General features: G+C 57.8%; 15 protein-coding genes. 11 read left to right on the top strand and 4 right to left on the bottom strand.

The features are described 5' to 3' along the window. Positions 1-8 precede the first annotated feature (8 nt). The 9 genes from iscS to sseB all read left to right on the top strand — a co-directional run bounded on the left by iscS (position 9) and on the right by sseB (position 7,302). Positions 9-1,223, top strand: coding sequence for a cysteine desulfurase (gene iscS, locus ACOT0L_RS16095; RefSeq protein ID WP_006176692.1), 1,215 nt, complete (start codon positions 9-11; stop codon positions 1,221-1,223). 24 nt (positions 1,224-1,247) lie between these two features. Next, positions 1,248-1,634: a Fe-S cluster assembly scaffold IscU gene (gene iscU / locus ACOT0L_RS16090; RefSeq protein WP_003860661.1), complete on the top strand. Its 387-nt coding sequence runs from the start codon at positions 1,248-1,250 to the stop codon at positions 1,632-1,634. 13 nt (positions 1,635-1,647) lie between these two features. Continuing rightward, the gene (gene iscA / locus ACOT0L_RS16085; protein ID WP_003860659.1) at positions 1,648-1,971 is read left to right on the top strand and encodes an iron-sulfur cluster assembly protein IscA; all 324 of its coding nucleotides are present in this window, start codon (positions 1,648-1,650) and stop codon (positions 1,969-1,971) included. A 198-nt stretch (positions 1,972-2,169) separates the two neighbouring features. Further along, a complete protein-coding gene (hscB, locus tag ACOT0L_RS16080; protein WP_022649017.1) occupies positions 2,170-2,685 on the top strand; it encodes a co-chaperone HscB in 516 nt (171 codons plus the stop codon). A 14-nt stretch (positions 2,686-2,699) separates the two neighbouring features. Then, on the top strand, positions 2,700-4,550 hold the full coding sequence (hscA, locus tag ACOT0L_RS16075) for a Fe-S protein assembly chaperone HscA (protein ID WP_126503538.1): 1,851 nt from the start codon (positions 2,700-2,702) through the stop codon (positions 4,548-4,550). A gap of 1 nt (position 4,551) precedes the next feature. Further along, complete coding sequence (gene fdx / locus ACOT0L_RS16070) at positions 4,552-4,887, top strand: ISC system 2Fe-2S type ferredoxin (RefSeq protein WP_003860652.1); 336 nt, start codon at positions 4,552-4,554, stop codon at positions 4,885-4,887. Position 4,888: 1 nt separating this feature from the next. Beyond that, positions 4,889-5,089, top strand: a complete 201-nt coding sequence (gene iscX, locus ACOT0L_RS16065) for a Fe-S cluster assembly protein IscX (protein ID WP_003860650.1) — start codon at positions 4,889-4,891, stop codon at positions 5,087-5,089. 53 nt (positions 5,090-5,142) lie between these two features. Continuing rightward, a complete protein-coding gene (gene pepB, locus ACOT0L_RS16060; RefSeq protein ID WP_108367209.1) occupies positions 5,143-6,429 on the top strand; it encodes an aminopeptidase PepB in 1,287 nt (428 codons plus the stop codon). A gap of 96 nt (positions 6,430-6,525) precedes the next feature. After that, positions 6,526-7,302, top strand: a complete 777-nt coding sequence (gene sseB, locus ACOT0L_RS16055) for an enhanced serine sensitivity protein SseB (RefSeq protein WP_058646163.1) — start codon at positions 6,526-6,528, stop codon at positions 7,300-7,302. A gap of 17 nt (positions 7,303-7,319) precedes the next feature. On the opposite strand, the gene ACOT0L_RS16050 is transcribed toward sseB, so the two are convergent. From ACOT0L_RS16050 to ACOT0L_RS16035, 4 genes are all read right to left on the bottom strand, one after another. Continuing rightward, the gene (locus ACOT0L_RS16050; protein WP_023306706.1) at positions 7,320-8,090 is read right to left on the bottom strand and encodes a MurR/RpiR family transcriptional regulator; all 771 of its coding nucleotides are present in this window, start codon (positions 8,088-8,090) and stop codon (positions 7,320-7,322) included. Continuing rightward, positions 8,090-8,935, bottom strand: a complete 846-nt coding sequence (gene sseA / locus ACOT0L_RS16045) for a 3-mercaptopyruvate sulfurtransferase (RefSeq protein ID WP_023300716.1) — start codon at positions 8,933-8,935, stop codon at positions 8,090-8,092. Before sseA ends, ACOT0L_RS16050 begins: the two co-directional genes overlap by 1 nt. A gap of 89 nt (positions 8,936-9,024) precedes the next feature. Then, on the bottom strand, positions 9,025-10,392 hold the full coding sequence (locus tag ACOT0L_RS16040; RefSeq protein WP_126503540.1) for a 6-phospho-alpha-glucosidase: 1,368 nt from the start codon (positions 10,390-10,392) through the stop codon (positions 9,025-9,027). A 12-nt stretch (positions 10,393-10,404) separates the two neighbouring features. Next, on the bottom strand, positions 10,405-11,949 hold the full coding sequence (locus tag ACOT0L_RS16035; RefSeq protein WP_038416508.1) for a PTS transporter subunit EIIC: 1,545 nt from the start codon (positions 11,947-11,949) through the stop codon (positions 10,405-10,407). A 286-nt stretch (positions 11,950-12,235) separates the two neighbouring features. On the opposite strand from ACOT0L_RS16035, the gene ACOT0L_RS16030 reads away from it, so the two are divergent. Both ACOT0L_RS16030 and pbpC read left to right on the top strand, forming a co-directional pair. Next, positions 12,236-17,188, top strand: coding sequence for an alpha-2-macroglobulin family protein (locus ACOT0L_RS16030; protein WP_126503542.1), 4,953 nt, complete (start codon positions 12,236-12,238; stop codon positions 17,186-17,188). Between the two features lies 1 nt (position 17,189). Then, positions 17,190-19,517: a peptidoglycan glycosyltransferase PbpC gene (gene pbpC, locus ACOT0L_RS16025; protein WP_126503544.1), complete on the top strand. Its 2,328-nt coding sequence runs from the start codon at positions 17,190-17,192 to the stop codon at positions 19,515-19,517. Positions 19,518-19,593 lie beyond the last annotated feature (76 nt).

The following is a 19,593-nucleotide window of genomic DNA, read 5'->3' as shown; positions in this document are numbered from 1 at the left end:
ATAGAGCAATGAAATTACCGATTTATCTCGACTACTCCGCAACCACGCCGGTGGACCCGCGTGTTGCCGAGAAAATGATGCAGTGTCTGACCCTGGACGGAAACTTTGGTAACCCAGCTTCCCGTTCACACCGTTTTGGCTGGCATGCTGAAGAGGCGGTTGATATCGCCCGTAATCAGATTGCTGACCTGGTCGGTGCCGACCCGCGTGAAATTGTTTTCACCTCCGGTGCGACCGAATCCGACAACCTGGCGATCAAAGGTGCAGCCAACTTTTATCAGAAAAAAGGCAAGCACATCATCACCAGCAAAACCGAACACAAAGCCGTGCTGGACACCTGCCGTCAGCTGGAGCGTGAAGGGTTCGAAGTGACTTACCTGGCGCCGCAGAGCAACGGGATCATCGACCTGAAAGAGCTCGAAGCGGCGATGCGTGATGACACCATTCTGGTTTCCATCATGCACGTTAACAACGAAATCGGTGTTGTGCAGGACATCGCCACCATCGGCGAAATGTGCCGTGCGCGCGGCATCATCTACCACGTGGATGCGACCCAGAGCGTGGGCAAACTGCCTATCGACCTGAGCCAGCTGAAAGTGGACCTGATGTCCTTCTCCGGTCACAAAATCTATGGCCCGAAAGGCATCGGCGCGCTGTACGTTCGTCGTAAGCCACGTATCCGCATCGAAGCACAGATGCACGGCGGCGGTCACGAGCGCGGCATGCGTTCCGGTACTTTGCCTGTTCACCAGATTGTGGGCATGGGCGAAGCGTATCGCATCGCGAAAGAAGAGATGGAAAGCGAGATGGCACGCCTGCGTACGCTGCGTAACCGTCTTTGGGACGGCGTGAAGGATATGGAAGAAGTCTATCTGAACGGCGATCTCGAGCAGGGCGCGCCGAACATCCTCAACGTCAGCTTCAACTATGTTGAAGGCGAGTCGCTGATCATGGCGCTGAAAGACCTGGCCGTTTCTTCCGGTTCTGCCTGTACGTCTGCAAGCCTGGAGCCATCCTACGTGCTGCGTGCGCTGGGCATGACTGACGAGCTGGCGCACAGCTCTATCCGTTTCTCTTTAGGTCGTTTCACTACCGAAGAAGAGATTGACTACACCATCAAACTGGTTCGTAACTCCATCGGCCGTCTGCGCGACCTTTCTCCACTGTGGGAAATGTTCAAGCAGGGCGTGGATCTGAACAGCATTGAATGGTCACATCACTAATCGGTACATAAGGAGAATTCAATCATGGCATACAGCGAAAAAGTTATCGATCATTACGAGAACCCGCGCAACGTTGGCTCTTTTGACAACAGCGACGAATCTGTCGGTAGCGGTATGGTTGGCGCGCCAGCGTGTGGCGACGTGATGAAGTTGCAGATTAAAGTCAACAATGAAGGTATCATTGAAGACGCGCGCTTCAAGACCTACGGCTGCGGTTCTGCTATCGCCTCCAGCTCCCTGGTCACCGAGTGGGTGAAGGGCAAGTCTCTGGACGAAGCACAGGCAATCAAAAACACGGACATTGCTGAAGAACTCGAACTGCCGCCGGTGAAAATTCACTGTTCAATTCTGGCAGAAGACGCGATCAAAGCCGCCATTGCGGATTACAAAAGCAAACGTGAAGCAAAATAATTGAGGTTTGAGTATGTCGATTACCCTTAGCGACAGCGCTGCCGCGCGAGTAAGCTCTTTTCTGGCGAACCGTGGTAAAGGCTTTGGCCTGCGACTGGGCGTACGTACCTCCGGCTGTTCTGGTATGGCTTACGTACTGGAGTTTGTTGACGAACCGGCGTCTGATGACACCGTGTTTGAAGACAAGGGCGTGAAGGTGGTGGTCGATGGCAAAAGCCTGCAATTTCTCAACGGCACTCAGCTGGACTTTGTAAAAGAAGGCCTGAACGAAGGGTTCAAATTTACGAACCCGAACGTCAAAGACGAGTGTGGTTGCGGCGAAAGCTTCCACGTTTAACCGCGTTCCGCTGTTATACCGATTAATTCGTGTTGCAGAAAGGCGGCAAGCGAGTGAATCCCCGGGAGCTTACTTAAGTAAGTGACTGGGGTGAACGAGCGCAGACAACGCATCTGCAGCGCGAAGTAAGAAGGTATAACCCCACCGTGGCTGTGCTACGCGTGGGGTTTGTTCTAACAGCCTACCCCTGAGATTGTTATGGATTACTTCACTCTCTTCGGACTACCCGCTCAATACCCGATTGATCTCCAGGCGCTGACGATCCGTTTTCAGGATCTCCAGCGTCAGTACCATCCGGATAAATTCGCCAGCGGGACGCAGGCAGAGCAGCTGGCTGCGGTATCACACTCCGCAACCATCAACCAGGCCTGGCAAACGCTGCGTCATCCGCTGGCGCGTGCAGAATATCTGCTCTCGCTCCACGGTTTTGATCTGGCGAGCGAACAGCATACCGTGCGCGACACCGCGTTTCTGATGGAGCAGCTGGAGCTTCGCGAAGAGCTGGATGAAATTGAACAGGCTAAAGACGAAGCGCGTCTGGAACGTTTTCTCCAGCGCGTAAAGGGCATGTTCGATACCCGCCATCAGCAGATGGTTGAGCAACTGAACAACGAGACCTGGGACGTGGCGGCAGACACTGTGCGCAAACTCCGTTTTCTCGATAAACTGCGAAGCAGTGCTGAACAACTCGAAGAAAAGCTGCTCGATTTTTAATTTCGGAAGCAATTATGGCCTTATTACAAATTAGTGAGCCAGGCTTAAGCGCCGCACCGCACCAGCGTCGTCTGGCGGTCGGTATTGACCTGGGCACCACCAATTCTCTCGTGGCGACCGTGCGTAGCGGCCAGGCGGAAACGCTGGCTGACGAGCAGGGCCGCCATCTGCTGCCTTCCGTGGTCCACTACCAGCAGCAGGGTCACGCGGTCGGCTTTGATGCCCGCGCCAATGCCGCGCGCGATCCGGCTAACACCATCAGCTCGGTTAAGCGCATGATGGGCCGCTCGCTGGCGGATATCCAGACCCGTTATCCGCATCTGCCGTACCAGTTACAGGCCAGCGAAAACGGCCTGCCGATGATTGCGACATCTGCCGGTCTGCTGAACCCGATTCGTGTTTCTGCTGACATCCTCAAAGCGCTGGCGGCGCGCGCGACGGCGACGCTCGGTGGCGATCTGGACGGCGTGGTAATCACCGTTCCGGCCTACTTTGACGATGCACAGCGTCAGGGCACCAAAGACGCCGCGCGTCTGGCGGGCCTGCACGTGCTGCGTCTGCTGAACGAACCGACAGCGGCAGCCATTGCCTACGGCCTCGATTCCGGTCAGGAAGGGGTGATTGCGGTTTACGATCTCGGCGGCGGGACGTTTGATATCTCTATCCTGCGCTTAAGCCGCGGTGTGTTCGAAGTGCTGGCCACCGGCGGGGATTCCGCGCTCGGCGGCGATGACTTCGACCATCTGCTGGCGGACTACATCCGCGAGCAGGCGGGCATCAGCGATCGCAGCGATGCGCGCGTCCAGCGTGAACTGCTGGATGCGGCCATCGACGCCAAAATCGCCCTGAGCGATGCGCAGTCCGTCAGCGTGAACGTCGCAGGCTGGCAGGGTGAGATCACCCGCGACCAGTTCAGCGAACTGATTGCGCCTCTGGTTAAGCGTACCCTACTGGCCTGCCGTCGCGCATTGAAAGATGCGGGCGTTGAGGCTAACGAGGTGCTGGAAGTGGTCATGGTTGGCGGCTCAACCCGCGTGCCGCTGGTACGTGAGCGCGTAGGGGAATTCTTTGGCCGCACGCCGCTAACCTCTATCGACCCGGACAAAGTGGTTGCCGTGGGTGCCGCTATCCAGGCCGATATCCTGGTCGGCAACAAGCCGGACAGCGAAATGCTGCTGCTGGACGTCATCCCGCTGTCTCTGGGTTTAGAAACCATGGGCGGCCTGGTGGAGAAAGTTATTCCCCGTAACACCACCATTCCGGTGGCGCGCGCACAGGAGTTCACCACCTTCAAAGACGGCCAGACCGCGATGTCCATCCACGTGATGCAGGGCGAGCGCGAGCTGGTGCAGGACTGCCGCTCTCTGGCGCGCTTTGCGCTGCGCGGAATTCCGGCGCTGCCGGCGGGCGGGGCGCATATTCGCGTCACCTTCCAGGTGGATGCGGACGGTCTCCTGAGCGTGACGGCGTTGGAAAAATCCACCGGCGTCGAATCGTCCATTCAGGTGAAGCCGTCCTACGGCCTGACCGATGGCGAAATCGCCTCCATGATTCAGGACTCAATGAGCTACGCCGAGCAGGATGTGAAGGCGCGTATGCTGGCGGAACAAAAAGTGGAAGCCGCACGCGTGCTGGAAAGCCTGAACGGCGCGCTTGCTGCCGATGCCGCGCTGTTAAGCGCCGCTGAGCGCCAGGTGATTGACGAGGCTGCTGCGCGCTTAAGCGCCGTGGCCGAAGGCAATGACGCTGACGCAATAGAAGAAGCCATTAAAAACGTTGATAAACAAACCCAGGACTTCGCTGCTCGCCGCATGGACAAATCTGTCCGCGTCGCGCTGAAAGGCCAGTCCGTGGACGAGGTTTAATATGCCAAAGATTGTTATTTTGCCTCATGCGGACCTCTGTCCGGATGGCGCTGTTCTGGAAGCGAAGACCGGTGAAACCATTCTCGATGTAGCCCTGCGTGCAGGTATCGAAGTGGAACACGCCTGTGAAAAATCCTGTGCCTGCACCACCTGCCACTGCATCGTGCGTGAAGGTTTTGATTCTCTCGCCGAGAGCACCGAAGACGAAGACGACATGCTGGACAAAGCATGGGGTCTGGAGCCAGACAGCCGCTTAAGCTGCCAGGCCGCGGTGACCGATGAAGATCTGGTCGTGGAATTCCCACGCTACACCATCAACCACGCACGCGAGCATTAATATGGGACTGAAGTGGACAGACAGCCGTGAAATCGGCGAAGCGCTCTACGACGCGAACCCGGATCTCGATCCGAAGACCGTACGATTCACCGACATGCATCAGTGGATCTGCGATTTAGAGGATTTTGACGACGATCCAAACGCATCCAATGAAAAAATTCTGGAGGCGATTCTGTTAGTCTGGTTAGATGAAGCAGAGTAAATCACTTAACGGGCTGCCTTCAGGCGGCCCGTTTGCTAATAAGGACAAATAAAATGACCGAAGCGATGAAGATTACGCTCTCCACGCAGCCAGCCGACGCACGCTGGGGCGAGAAAGCCACCTGGAGCATCAATAACGACGGTATTACCCTGCACCTGACGGGTAACGATGATTTGGGCCTGATCCAGCGCGCCGCGCGTAAAATTGACGGCCTGGGCATTAAGCATGTCACTCTGACTGGCGAAGGCTGGGACACAGACCGCAGCTGGGCTTTCTGGGCGGGTTACAAAGGCCCGAAAGGCACCCGTAAAATTGAGTGGGCGAACCTCGATGAAGCCGGTCAGAAAGAGCTGGAAAGCCGCCTGAAAATTATCGACTGGGTGCGCGACACCATCAACGCCCCGGCGGAAGAGTTGGGGCCTGAGCAGCTGGCGCAGCGCGCGGTTGACCTGCTGTGCGGCGTGGCGGACGACAAGATGACCTACCGCATCACCAAAGGTGAAGACCTGCGCGAACAAAATTACATGGGTATCCACACCGTGGGTCGTGGCTCCGAGCGTCCTCCGGTCCTGCTGGCACTGGATTTCAACCCAACCGGCGATAAAGAAGCGCCGGTCTTTGCCTGTCTGGTCGGGAAAGGTATCACCTTCGATACCGGCGGTTACAGCCTGAAGCAGAGCGCGTTCATGGATTCCATGAAGTCCGACATGGGCGGCGCGGCGACCATTACCGGCGCGCTGGCGTTCGCCATCACCCGTGGTCTGAACAAGCGCGTGAAGCTCTACCTGTGCTGCGCGGATAACATGGTGAGTGGCAATGCCTTCAAGCTGGGCGACATCATTCGCTACCGCAACGGTAAAAATGTTGAGGTGATGAACACCGATGCCGAAGGCCGTCTGGTGCTGGCCGATGGCCTGATCGACGCCTCTGCGCAGAAGCCGGAGCTGATTATCGACATGGCGACCCTGACCGGCGCGGCGAAAACTGCCCTTGGCAACGATTACCATGCGCTGTTCAGCTTCGACGACAAGCTGGCCGCTCGCCTGCTGGCCAGCGCGGCGGCGGAAAACGAGCCGTTCTGGCGTCTGCCGCTGGCCGAGTTCCACCGCAGCCAGCTGCCGTCTAACTTCGCCGAGCTGAACAACACCGCGAGCGCGGCGTACCCGGCGGGAGCCAGCACAGCAGCAGGCTTCCTGTCTCACTTCGTTGAGAACTACCATGAAGGCTGGCTGCACATTGACTGCTCCGCTACCTACCGTAAAGCGGCGGTTGAGCAGTGGTCCGCAGGCGCAACCGGTCTGGGTGTGCGTACCGTGGCGAACCTGCTGACGGCTGAGTGATCTTTTTTGCCGGGTGGCGCTACGCTTACCCGGCCTACAAAACCCGTAGGCCCGTGCAAGCGTAGCGCCGCCGGGCAATTGTGAAGTAGCCAAACTATGTCAGAAACCAAAAACGAATTAGAAACCCTGCTGGAGCAGGCGGCGACCGAGCCCGCCCACCGTCCGGCCTTTTTCCGCACGCTGCTGGAATCCACCGTCTGGGTGCCGGGCACCGCAGCAGAAGGGGAGCAGGTTGTCGAAGACAGCGCCCTGGATCTGCTGCACTGGGAGAAAGACGACGGCACGTCGGTGATCCCGTTCTTTACCTCGCTCGAGGCCTTGCAGGAAGCGGTAGAAGACGAACAGGCGTTCGTGGTGATGCCGGTGCGCACGCTGTTCGAAATGACCCTGGGGCAGACGCTGTTCCTCAACGCCAAACTGCCGACAGGGAAAGAGTTCACTCCGCGTGAAATCAGCCATCTGATTGGTGAAGAAGGCAACCCGCTCAGCACCCAGGAGGTGCTGGAAGGGGGCGAAACGCTGCTACTGTCTGAAGTGGCCGAGCCGCCCGCGCAGATGATTGACTCCCTGACCACGCTGTTTAAAACCATCAAGCCGGTAAAACGCGCGTTCCTCTGCTCCATCAAAGAGAGCGCTGACGAAAAGCCTGTTCTGCTGATTGGGATTGAGGCCGATGGCGATATCGACGAGATCATCCAGGCGGCGGGAAGCGTAGCGACCGACACGCTCCCGGGCGATGAGCCGATTGATATCTGTCAGGTGAAGAAAGGTGAGCAGGGCATCAGCCACTTTATTACCGAGCACATCACCCCGTTCTACGAGCGTCGCTGGGGCGGCTTCCTGCGCGATCTCAAGACCAACCGCATTATCTGATTACGGCGGGGTGACCTTCACCCCGTTGCTTCCAGCAACAGTAAATCCATCAGCAGCACCAGATTCGACTCAAACGACGTCACCCCTGCGGCTTCAGCGGCGAAATGTACCGCTTCGTCATAGAGGGCAAAATGCACGTCGGCCATACCTGCCAGCGTATTGGCCGACGCGCGGGTAAACGCGACGATCGTCATGCCGACGTTTTTGGCGATCCGCGCTTTATCCAGCACCTGCTCCGTTTCGCCGCTGCGCGAAACGGCAATAAATACCTGATAGCGTGCGGCGTTGCTGAGAAAAATATTCCGGCTGTCCCCCGGTCCGGAGATGAACGCGGTTTTTCCCAGCACCTGCAACTTCTTGGTCAGGTACTCGGCAAAAAGATATGAAAACCCGGCGCCGTAGAGAAAGAAGCTCTCTTTCTGGCGCAGCAGGCTGGCAAACTGCTGGCGTTTGTCCTGGGTAACCCACTGGAAGGTCTGCTGATAGTTGGCAATAAACCGGGCAAAAAGCGCGGGCATTTCTGCATGTTGCGCAGACTGTACGGTGATATGCGGCGTGTCAGAAAGCAGCTGCTTGCAGTGCCAGATAAACTCGCTAAAGCCGCTGAAGCCCAGCTTCTGGCACAGCCGCATAATCGTCGCGGTGGAGACAAATGTCGCCAGCGCCAGCTCGCGCACCGTGATATTGCCCACCAGCAGCGGATGCTCAGTGAGGTGGGCGAGGACGCGATACTCAGCGCGGGTCAGTGACGACCCGCGTGTTAACAGCGTTGCCAGGCGGTTATCCATTATTTCGCCGGTTCAACCGGTAGATCGTCCCGTGCACCCCATTCACTCCAGGCGCCGTCATACAGCGTCACGTCATTCGCGCCAAGGGTTGCCAGTGCCAGGATCACCACGCAGGCCGTCACGCCGGAGCCGCAGCTGGCAATAACCGGACGATGCAAATCCACGCCCTGACGTTCAAAAATGGCACGCAATTCATCGGTGGTTTTCAGCTCGCCTTCAAACACCAGATCGCCCCACGGCACGTTCAGCGCCCCCGGGATATGTCCGCGTTTCAGTCCCGGACGCGGCTCATCCGCTTCAGCGTTGAAGCGTGGAGCGGGACGCGCATCGACGATTTGGGCCGTGTTTTCGTGGCTCACGACCAGCACGTCGGTCAGGCGTTTCACCACGTGTGCGTCGAACGTGGCATCGAATTCGCCTTCCGGCAGCGTCACGTCGCCCTGCTGAAGCGGCAGCTCGTCGCGCTTCCAGCCCGCAAGCCCGCCCGCCAGAATCGACACTTTTTCCACGCCGAAGTTTTTCAGCATCCACCACGCCCGCGGGGCGGAGAAGAGGTTACCTTCATCATAAACAACAAGGTGTTTGTCTTTGCTGATGCCGAGCTCGCGCATCGCCACGGAAAACGCTTCCGGACGAGGCAGCATGTGCGGCAGGGGAGAGGTGTGATCGGAGAGGGCTTCGATATCGAAAAAAACCGCGCCAGGCAGGTGCCCTGCGCGATATTCAGCGGGAACGTCACGATGCTCCTGGCCCGGAGGGGCCATGCGCGCGTCGATAATCTGAACTTCCGGGTCGTCGCCGTGCTCAATCAGCCAGTCGGCGGCGACAAAATATGAGGTGGACATGGTTGCCTCCATTCTTTTCCGTAAAAAAGGATTGTCGGTGTTTTTTCTGACACCGACAAGTTAACCACGTTCAACTCGCGAGCAAGCCCCTATTTTTTCACCGCTTCACCGTCCTGCCATGCCTTTTGCAGCGCAGGCCAGTAGTCGCGGTTGGCTTCGATCATCTCATCCAGAATCGCTTTCGCGTGCTCCATGGTCGGCACGGTGCGGTTCAGGGTAAACGCCTGCAACGCTTTCTCGTAGCTGCCTTCGATGGTTGCCTCCACCAGCAGCTGTTCAGAAGCGAGCTGCTGTTGCAGGAGCGTCTGGTGGAACAACGGCACCTGACCCACGCGGACAGGCTCCGGCCCTTCGGAGGTGATATAGGCAGGTACTTCCACCACCGCATAGTACGGCAGATTGGTAATCGCCCCGCGGTTTTCCACCATCACCAGATGACGTTGGCGCAGGTTGAATGCCAGCGAGCAGGCGACATCGACGATAAATTCGCCGTGAACACCTACGTGGAAGGCGTCCGGTAAGATCCCGCTGCGCTGGTACTCTTCGGCGGCGGCAAACAGCTTTTTCTCACGTCCGTTCATCACTTCGTTGGCACGGGTATAGTCCGGGTTCTGATGCTCCACAATCTGGTTCGGCATCAGGTAGTACTGTAGATACGGGTTCGGCAGGTACTCCGGGAAGTTATCCATAATCGGCTTGATGTTGCGCCAGGTTTTCACCCATGACGGATCCGAGTGCTGCGGGTCGGTTTTGGCCGCGTCTTCCGTCAGCAGGCCAAACATCGCGATATGTTTACGCAGCTCCGGCAGCTTGTCCTCGCCGTCCACCAGCACGCGGGTAAACCAGCCGAAGTGGTTGAGGCCAAAATAGTCCACCTCCAGTTTATGACGGTCCACGCCCAGAATGGCGCCCATATTGCGCATCGCGGCGACAGGCATATCGCAGATGTTCAGCACGCGTGCGTTGGGGCGCAGGCGACGCACGCCCTCAGCGACGATCGCCGCCGGGTTGGAGTAGTTCACGATCCACGCTTTCTCGTGCGCGTAGCGTTCCACCCGATCGATCAGCTCTACCATCGGCAGGATCGTACGCAGGCCATATGCCAGCCCGCCGGGTCCGCAGGTTTCCTGACCGACCACTCCGTGGCGCAGCGGAATTTTTTCATCCTGCTCGCGCATTTTGTACTGTCCGACGCGCATCTGAGCAAAAACAAAATGCGCGCCGCTGAAGGCCACCTCCGGATCGCTGGTGACCGTGAATTTGATGCTCTGGCTGTGGTCGCGAATGACCTTTTCCACCACGGGCGCAATGGTGTTCTGGCGCGCCTCGTCGATGTCATACAGGCGAATCTCTGCCAGGGGGAAATCGTGCAGGCGTACCATCAGGCTTTTCACTATACCTGGCGTGTAGGTGCTGCCGCCGCCAGCAATCGACAGAATGAATGGGGGTGTTAACATCTTTAGCTCCTTTCAGAGAAACGTCTCAACGGCTTCTCGCATTTTTTTGACATGCAGCCCGTAGACCACCTGAACGTTGTTACCTTGTTTGATAATCCCTTTCGCGCCGGTCGCTTTCAGGCGCGGTTCGTCGATGATGGCGACGTCCTTCACCGTGACGCGTAAGCGGGTGTAGCAGTTATCAACCACCTGAATGTTTTCCCGACCGCCCAGACCGACGACGATCGATTCGCCCAGCCCGTCGTTATTTCCCTTCGCCTGGTATTCCTGTTTGCTGTAGAGGCGCGTCTCCCGATCGTCATCTTCACGACCGGGCGTTTTCATGTTGAAACGCAGGATCAGGAAGCGGAACACCACGAAATAAAGGGCGAACATGATCAGCCCGACCACGATGTACATGGGCCAGTTGGACTTTTCCGTGCCGAGCGGCAGGTTGTAGAGGATAAAATCGATAATTCCGTTGGCGCCGATGGCGTGAACGCCAAACAGGGTGAACAGCATCATGCCAATGCCGGTCAGCACCGCATGCACCACGAACAACAGCGGGGCGACAAACAGGAAAGAGAACTCGATCGGCTCGGTTACGCCGACCAGCAGCGAGGTCAGCGCCGCCGGGATCAGAATGGCTTTCGCAATCGCTTTACGCTCTGGCTTCGCGGTCATGTACATCGCCAGTGCGGCGGCGGGAAGGCCGAACATCTTGCTGATGCCGCGAGCATCCCACACCACGGTGCTGCTGAGCTGCTTCACGTCCGGGCAGGCCATCTCGGCGAAGTAGATATTGCGCGCGCCCTGGTAAGCCGTACCGCACACCTCCTGCGTACCGCCCAGTTCGGTATACAGGAACGGCGTATAGACCAGATGATGCAGGCCCGTCGGCACCAGAATGCGTTCAAGGAAACCGTAGATCGCCACCCCAAACGGACCGGACCCTTTGATCGCCAGCGCCAGGGCGCTTATTCCATGCTGTGCGTACGGCCAGAGTTCGCTCATGACCACGCCGAGCAGCATAGAGACTGGCAACATCACAATCGCGACAAAGCAGTGGCCGGAGTATATCGCCATCGCGCCGTTAAACTGGACACCGGAATATTTGTTGTACAGATAACCGGAGAGCGCCCCGGTCAGGATCCCGGCGAAAACGCCCATCTCCAGCACCTGGACGCCCAGAACCATGCTTTGTCCGGCGGCTTTCATCTGCTCTGCAGGGGCCAGTTCTCCCTGAAGCTGTAACGTCACGTTCATGGCATTGATAAACACGATAAAAGTCACCAGCCCAATCAGCGCCGCGTAGCCTTTGTCTCGGGTTGCCAGGCCAATGGGGATCCCGACGGCAAACACCAGCGCCAGGTTGACCAGCACCGACACGGCAGATTTGGCGATCAGCTGGCCGACACTCTGGATCAGCGGATGGCCGAGAAACGGCAGGTACTCGGCCAGATTGCCGTTACCCAGCACATTCCCAAAGGCGATAAACAGACCGACGATAGGTAAGATAAGTACAGGTCCGTAAAGTGATTTTCCGAAATTTTGTAGGGCGTTCACGGCTCGTTTCATGGCTTTCTCTCTTATTGAACCGCGCACTCGGGGTGCGTCATGGTCATAAAACTAGCAGGCATGATGCGAGCTTATCCAGCTATCTTCTTGTTTTAAAAACAAATGACGCGAAAGGTAACATGTTACGTTACGCTGTGTGATCGCGGTTCCACCCTCGCATGCGAGTACGATGCCATTCTGCGAGGCGCTTTCCAGATTATAAAATTGGACTTTTTGTATTAACGAAACTTGCGGATAATACTTATCCGGACGACGACCAACAGGCCCCTCAGGCCAGGGACATAGGATGAAACCGTTTCGCTTAGCTGCGATCTCTCTCGCGCTGCTCACCACCTTTACGCTTGCCGGCTGTGATAACAGCGATGACAAACCTCAGGCCGCTGCCCCCGCAGCGTCTACTACATCAGCACAGAAAACCCCGGCAAAACCGGATCCTGAAAAGCTGGCTAAGCTGGCCGCGCAGAGTCAGGGTAAGGCGTTGACGCTGCTGGATGCCTCTGAAGTGCAACTCGACGGTGCTGCGACACTGGTTCTGACCTTCTCTGTACCGCTGGATCCCAGCCAGGATTTTGCGAAAACGGTGCATGTGGTGGATAAAAAAAGTGGCAAAGTGGACGGCGCCTGGGAACTGGCCCCCAATCTGAAAGAGCTGCGCCTGCGCCATCTGGAGCCGAATCGTAATCTGGTCGTCACCGTCGAGCGTAATTTGCTGGCGCTGAACAAAGCGACATTCGGCATTGACTATGAAAAAGCGATCACCACCCGGGATGTTGAACCGACGGTCGGATTCGCCAGCCGCGGATCGCTGCTGCCGGGTAAAGTGGTGGAAGGGTTGCCGGTGATGGCGCTCAACGTCAACAATGTGGACGTGAACTTCTACCGCGTTAAGCCGGAGTCGCTGGCCTCGTTTGTCAGCCAGTGGGAGTACCGTAACTCGCTGACCAACTGGGAATCTGACAACCTGCTGAAGATGGCGGAACTGGTCTACACCGGCCGTTTCGACCTCAACCCGGCGCGCAACACGCGTGAAAAACTGCTCCTGCCGCTCAAAGATATTAAGCCGCTCCAGCAGTCTGGCGTCTATATCGCCGTGATGAATCAGGCTGGTCACTATAACTACAGTAACGCCGCGACGCTCTTTACCTTAAGTGATATTGGGCTGTCCGCTCACCGTTATCATAACCGCCTGGACATCTTCACCCAGAGTCTTGAAAACGGTGCGGCGCAGTCAGGCGTGACCATTACCCTTCTGAACGATAAAGGACAGACCCTGGCCGAGGCGAATAGCGACGCCGATGGTCATGCGAAACTGGAAACCGATAAAGAAGCCGCGCTGATCCTGGCCAGTAAAGATGGACAGACCACGCTTCTTGACCTCAAACTTCCGGCGCTGGATCTGGCGGAGTTTGATATCGCCGGTAACCCGGGTTACAGCAAACAGTTCTTTATGTTTGGCCCGCGCGATCTCTATCGTCCGGGTGAAACGGTGATCCTTAACGGCCTGCTTCGCGACAGCGATGGCAAACCGCTTCCCGAGCAGCCGGTAAAACTTGACGTGCTGCGTCCGGACGGCCAGGTAGCGCGTACGGTCGTTGTGCAACCTGAGAACGGCCTTTATCGCTTCAACTATTCGCTTGATAGCGGCGCCCAGACCGGCATGTGGCATATTCGCGCGAATACGGGGGATAACCAGCAGCGCATGTGGGATTTCCACGTCGAAGATTTTATGCCTGAGCGTATGGCGCTGAATCTGACCGGGCAAAAAACGCCGGTTTCCCCGCAGGAGGATGTGGACTTTAACGTTGTGGGCTATTACCTGTATGGCGCGCCGGCTAACGGTAATTCTCTGCAAGGCCTGCTTTTCCTGCGTCCGCTGCGTGACGCGGTGCCTGCACTGCCTGGCTTCCAGTTCGGTGATATTGCCGAGGAGAACCTGAGCCGCAGCCTGGATGAAGTGCAGCTTACGCTGGACGAACAGGGGCGCGGACAGGTTACCACCGAAAGTCAGTGGAAAGAGGTGCACTCGCCTCTGCAACTGATTTTGCAAGCCAGCCTGCTGGAATCAGGCGGGCGTCCGGTAACGCGACGCGCCGAGCAGGCTATCTGGCCTGCGGCTGAACTTCCGGGGATCCGCCCACAGTTCGCCAGCAAGGCCGTGTACGACTACCGCACCGATACCACCGTCAACCAGCCGATTGTCGACGAGAACGGCAACGCCAGCTTTGACATCGTCTATGCCGATGCCAGCGGGGCGAAAAAAGCGGTATCTGGTCTGCAGGTGCGTCTGGTCCGTGAGCGTCGCGACTACTTCTGGAACTGGTCCGAGAGCGAGGGCTGGCAGTCTCAGTTTGATCAAAAAGATCTCGTTGAGGGCGAGCAGGAACTTAACCTCAAGGCCGATGAAACCGGTAAAGTCACCTTCCCGGTGGAGTGGGGCTCATACCGTCTGGAAGTGAAAGCCCCTGATAACATGGTCAGCAGCGTGCGCTTCTGGGCGGGGTACAGCTGGCAGGATAACAGCGATGGCACGGGTGCTGCACGCCCTGATCGTGTGACGCTGAAACTGGACAAGCCATCCTATCAGCCAGGCGATACCATCAACCTGCATATTGCAGCGCCGGCCGCAGGCAAGGGCTATGCAATGATCGAATCCAGCGAAGGGCCACTGTGGTGGAAAGAGATCGACGTACCGGTTAACGGTCTGGATCTCGCCATTCCGGTGGATAAGGCCTGGAAACGTCACGATCTCTACCTCAGCACGCTGGTGGTTCGTCCTGGCGATAAATCTAAATCCGCCACGCCAAAACGCGCGGTTGGTCTGCTGCATCTGCCAATGGGGGACGAAAATCGTCGCCTGAGCATCGCACTTGATAACCCACAAAAAATGCGTCCGAACCAGACGCTTTCTGTGAAAGTGAAAGCCAGCGTAAAAGAGGGGGCTGTGCCACAGAAGGTGAACGTGCTGGTCTCGGCTGTTGATAGCGGCGTGCTGAACATTACCGACTACGTCACGCCGGATCCGTGGGAAGCTTTCTTCGGTCAGAAGCGCTATGGCGCGGACATCTATGATGTTTATGGCCAGGTGATTGAAGGTCAGGGACGTTTGGCCGCACTGCGCTTTGGCGGAGACGGCGATGAACTGAAACGCGGCGGTAAGCCACCGGTGAACCATGTCACCATTATTGCTCAGCAGGCGCAGCCGGTTAGGCTTGATGCCAACGGTGAAGGCACCATCACGCTGCCGATTGGCGATTTTAACGGCGAACTGCGTCTGATGGCGCAGGCCTGGACGGAAGACGATTTCGGCAGCAGCGAAAGCAAAATCATTGTGGCGGCTCCGATTATCACCGAGCTTAACACGCCGCGATTCCTCGCAAGTGGCGATACCTCTCGCCTGACGCTGGACCTGACCAACCTTACTGACCAGCCGCAAACCCTGAACATTGCGTTAACCGCAACCGGTAAGGTGTCGCTCGAAGGTGCTCAGCCAGAGCCGGTTAAGCTGCCGCCTGGCGCACGTAGCACTCTGTTTATTCCGGTGCGCGCGCTGGAAGGCTATGGCGATGGTGAAGTAACTGCTCAGGTGACGGGGCTTCAGCTCCCTGGTGAGACGTTTGCGCCGCAGCAGAAGAGCTGGAAAATTGGTGTACGCCCCGCATTCCCGGCGCAAACGGTGAATACGGGCACGATGCTGAACCCTGGCGAATCCTGGAGCGCGCCAGCACAGCATATCGACGGTTTCTCGCCTGCCACGCTACAGGGACAGCTGTTGCTCAGCGGTAAACCACCTTTGAACCTGGCGCGCTACATTCGTGAACTTCAGGCCTATCCATACGGATGTCTTGAGCAGACCACCAGCGGCCTTTTCCCGTCCCTCTACACCAACGCGGCACAGCTTACGGCGTTGGGCATTAAAGGCGACACCGACGATAAACGCCGTGCGGCCATTGATATCGGCATCTCCCGTCTGCTGCAAATGCAGCGTGACGATGGCGGTTTTGCCTTGTGGGATAAAAACGGCCCGGAAGAGTACTGGTTGACCGCCTATGTTACGGACTTCCTGGTGCGGGCAGGGGAGCAGGGTTACAGCGTGCCTGCCGAGGCGGTGAATAACGCCAACAGCCGACTGCTGCGCTATTTACAGGATCCGGGGATGATGTCCATCCGCTACAGCGACGACACCCAGGCCAGCAAATTTGCTGTCCAGGCGTATGCTTCGCTGGTGCTGGCTCGTCAGCAAAAAGCGCCGCTCGGTGCACTGCGTGAAATCTGGGAGCGTCACGCTCAGGCCGCTTCCGGGCTTCCGTTGATGCAGCTGGGCATGGCACTCAAACTGATGGGGGATACACCGCGCAGCCAGCAGGCGCTGGATCTGGCTCTCAAAACACCCCGTAACGACAGCCGAAACTGGATGGCGGATTACGGCAGCCAGCTGCGTGATAATGCCCTGATGCTCTCCCTGCTGGAAGAGTACAAGCTGCTGCCGGATGCGCAAAACAGGCTGTTGAACGCGTTATCTGAAAACGCGTTCAGCCAGCGCTGGCTGTCAACCCAGGAGAGCAATGCGCTGTTCCTGGCTGGACGTTCACTGCAAACCTTGTCAGGCGCGTGGCAGGCAACGACCACCCTCTCTGAACAGACCCAGAGCAGTGATAAAGCGCAGGTAGAAAACCTGAACGGCGACCAGCCTGGTGCCTTGCAGGTGACGAATACCGGCACGACGCCGCTGTGGGTACGACTGGACACTACTGGCTATCCGGAGTATGCGCCCCAGCCATCTTCTCACGTCTTGCAGATTGAACGTCATATCCTGTCGACAGACGGCAGCAGCAAGTCGCTCTCTTCACTTAAGAGCGGTGAGCTGGTTCTGGTGTGGCTGGAAGTGAAGGCCAGCCAGAACGTACCGGATGCGCTGGTGGTGGATCTGCTCCCGGCAGGTCTGGAGCTGGAAAACCAGAATCTGGCGAGCAGCAGCGCCAGCTTGCAGGACAGCGGCAGTGAAGTGCAAAATCTGCTGAATCAGATGCAACAGTCTGATATTCAGCACATGGAATTCCGCGACGATCGCTTTGTGGCCGCCGTGCCGGTCAATGAAGGTCAGCCGGTCACGCTGGTTTACCTGGCCCGTGCCGTTACGCCGGGAACCTATCAGGTGCCTGTTCCGATGGTCGAGTCCATGTACGTTCCGCAGTGGCGTGCAACGGGGTCGGCCAGTGGCCCGCTGATCGTTGTTCCGTAAGATGCAGATAGCAGGCCTGATTCGCTCCCGCTGGCTGTGGCTTGCGGGAGCGCTTCTCTTTTCAGGGGGGCTGATTGTCGCCGCTGACCGCGTGTGGCCGTTGCCCCTGAAAGAGGTCAACCCTGCGCGAGTGGTGGTGGATGAGCAGGGTGTTCCGTTGTGGCGTTTTGCCGACAGCGAAGGCATCTGGCGCTATCCGGTTACCATTGAAGAGGTTTCCCCACGCTATCTTGAGGCGCTGATCCAGTATGAAGATCGCTGGTTCTGGGATCACCCTGGCGTCAATCCGCTTTCTGTACTGCGTGCCGCCTGGCAGGATCTCACCGCCGGGAGAGTGGTTTCTGGCGGGAGCACGCTTACCATGCAGGTGGCACGCCTGCTGGATCCGCATCCGCGTACCTTTGGCGGTAAAATTCGTCAGCTGTGGCGGGCGATGCAGCTGGAGTGGCATCTCTCCAAGCGTGAAATCCTGACGCTGTATCTCAACCGTGCCCCGTTTGGCGGCACGTTGCAGGGCGTGGGCGCGGCAAGCTGGACTTATCTTGGCAAACCGCCGTCTCAGCTGAGCTATTCCGACGCGGCGCTGCTGGCTGTACTGCCACAGGCACCCAGCCGTCTGCGCCCCGACCGCTGGCCGGAACGTGCCGAAGCGGCGCGGAACAAAGTGCTCGACCGCATGCTGACTCAGGGCGTCTGGTCTGAGAAGCAGGTGAAAGAGTCCCGTGAAGAGCCGGTCTGGCTGGCCCCCCGGCAGATGCCGCAGTTGGCGCCGCTCTTTTCCCGCATGATGTTGAGTAAAAGCCGCGACACAAAAATAGTCACCACGCTGGATGCAGCTTTGCAACGACAGCTTGAAGAGCTGGCAATGAACTGGAAATCGCGCCTGCCTGCCCGCAGTTCACTGGCGATGATCGTCGTGGATCATACATCCATGAAAGTGCGTGGCTGGGTAGGCTCGGTAGATATCAATGATGACAGTCGCTTTAGTCACGTGGATATGGTCAATGCGATCCGATCGCCGGGATCGGTCCTCAAGCCATTCATCTATGGCATGGCTCTGGACGATGGCCTGATCCATCCCGCTTCGTTATTACAGGATGTTCCAAGAAAAACGGGGGATTATCGCCCCGGCAACTTTGACAGCGGTTTCCATGGGCCGGTCAGCATGAGCGAAGCCCTGGTGCGTTCCCTCAACCTGCCTGCGGTGCAGGTACTGGAAGCGTACGGCCCAAAACGTTTTGCAGGCATGCTGAGCAACGCGGGATTACCGCTCATACTCCCCGCGGGTGCGCAGCCCAACCTCTCCCTGATCCTGGGGGGCGCAGGCGCACGCCTGGCTGATATCGCTGCCGCCTACAGTGCCTTTGCGCGGCAGGGTCAGGCGGGCCGGTTGCGTTTACAGCCGGGCGATCCGCTGATCGAACGTCCGCTGCTGTCGCAGGGGGCGGCGTGGATCATTCGTCGCATTCTCGCCAGTGAAGCACAGCCCCTGCCGGACAGTGCGCTGCCCCAGGTTGCGCCGCTGGCGTGGAAAACGGGCACCAGCTATGGCTACCGGGATGCCTGGGCCATCGGGCTGAACGCCCGGTATGTCATTGGAATCTGGACCGGACGTCCGGACGGCACGCCCGTTGCCGGGCAGTTTGGTTTCGCCAGCGCAGTTCCGCTCCTGAATCAGGTCAATAACATGCTTCAGTCCCGCTCGATGGTAGATGAAGCCCGTCTGCCGCGCGATCCGCGTCCTGCAAGCGTAGGACGGGGCGTGATTTGCTGGCCGGGGGGCCAGTCCCTGCCTGAAGGGAACGAAAACTGTCGGCGTCGGCTGTCAACCTGGCTGCTGGAAGGCAGTGAACCGCCTACGCTGCTGCTGCCGGAACAAGAGGGTATTCGCGGGATCCGTTTCCCGGTCTGGCTGGATAAAGAAGGCAAACGCGTCGCAGCGGATTGTCCTGATGCGACAGAAAAAGTGCTGGATGTCTGGCCGCTGCCGCTGGAGCCCTGGCTGCCTGCTGCCGAAAAACGGGCTGCTCGTCTCCCCGCCCGTTCAGCGATTTGCCCTCCGCTGGATAACCATAATGCGGCGCCGCTGATGTTGTCAGGCGTCAGAGAAGGGGCGGTAATTAAACGTCTTCCGGGTGAGAAAAACATGACCCTGTTCGTTTCAACCAGCGGCGGGGAGGGGCAACGATGGTGGTTTTTGAATGGCGAACCGCTGGACGGACATCAGAAGAATTATTCACTGCAATTATATTTGTCGGGTAAATATCAGTTAGTTGTATTAGATGAAACAGGACAAACGGCGACGGTCAATTTTGAGTTAGATCGCTAAGTGTTACTCCTCAAGAGTTAGCTTGATAATTATCAATATCCGTTCCTGAAAAAAAACGAGAATGCGTTTTTATTTT

The sequence above is a fragment of the Enterobacter cloacae complex sp. XAL002 genome (assembly GCF_049236805.1).
Taxonomy (GTDB): Bacteria; Pseudomonadota; Gammaproteobacteria; order Enterobacterales; family Enterobacteriaceae; genus Enterobacter; species Enterobacter intestinihominis.
This window is presented reverse-complemented; position numbering and strand designations above follow the sequence as displayed.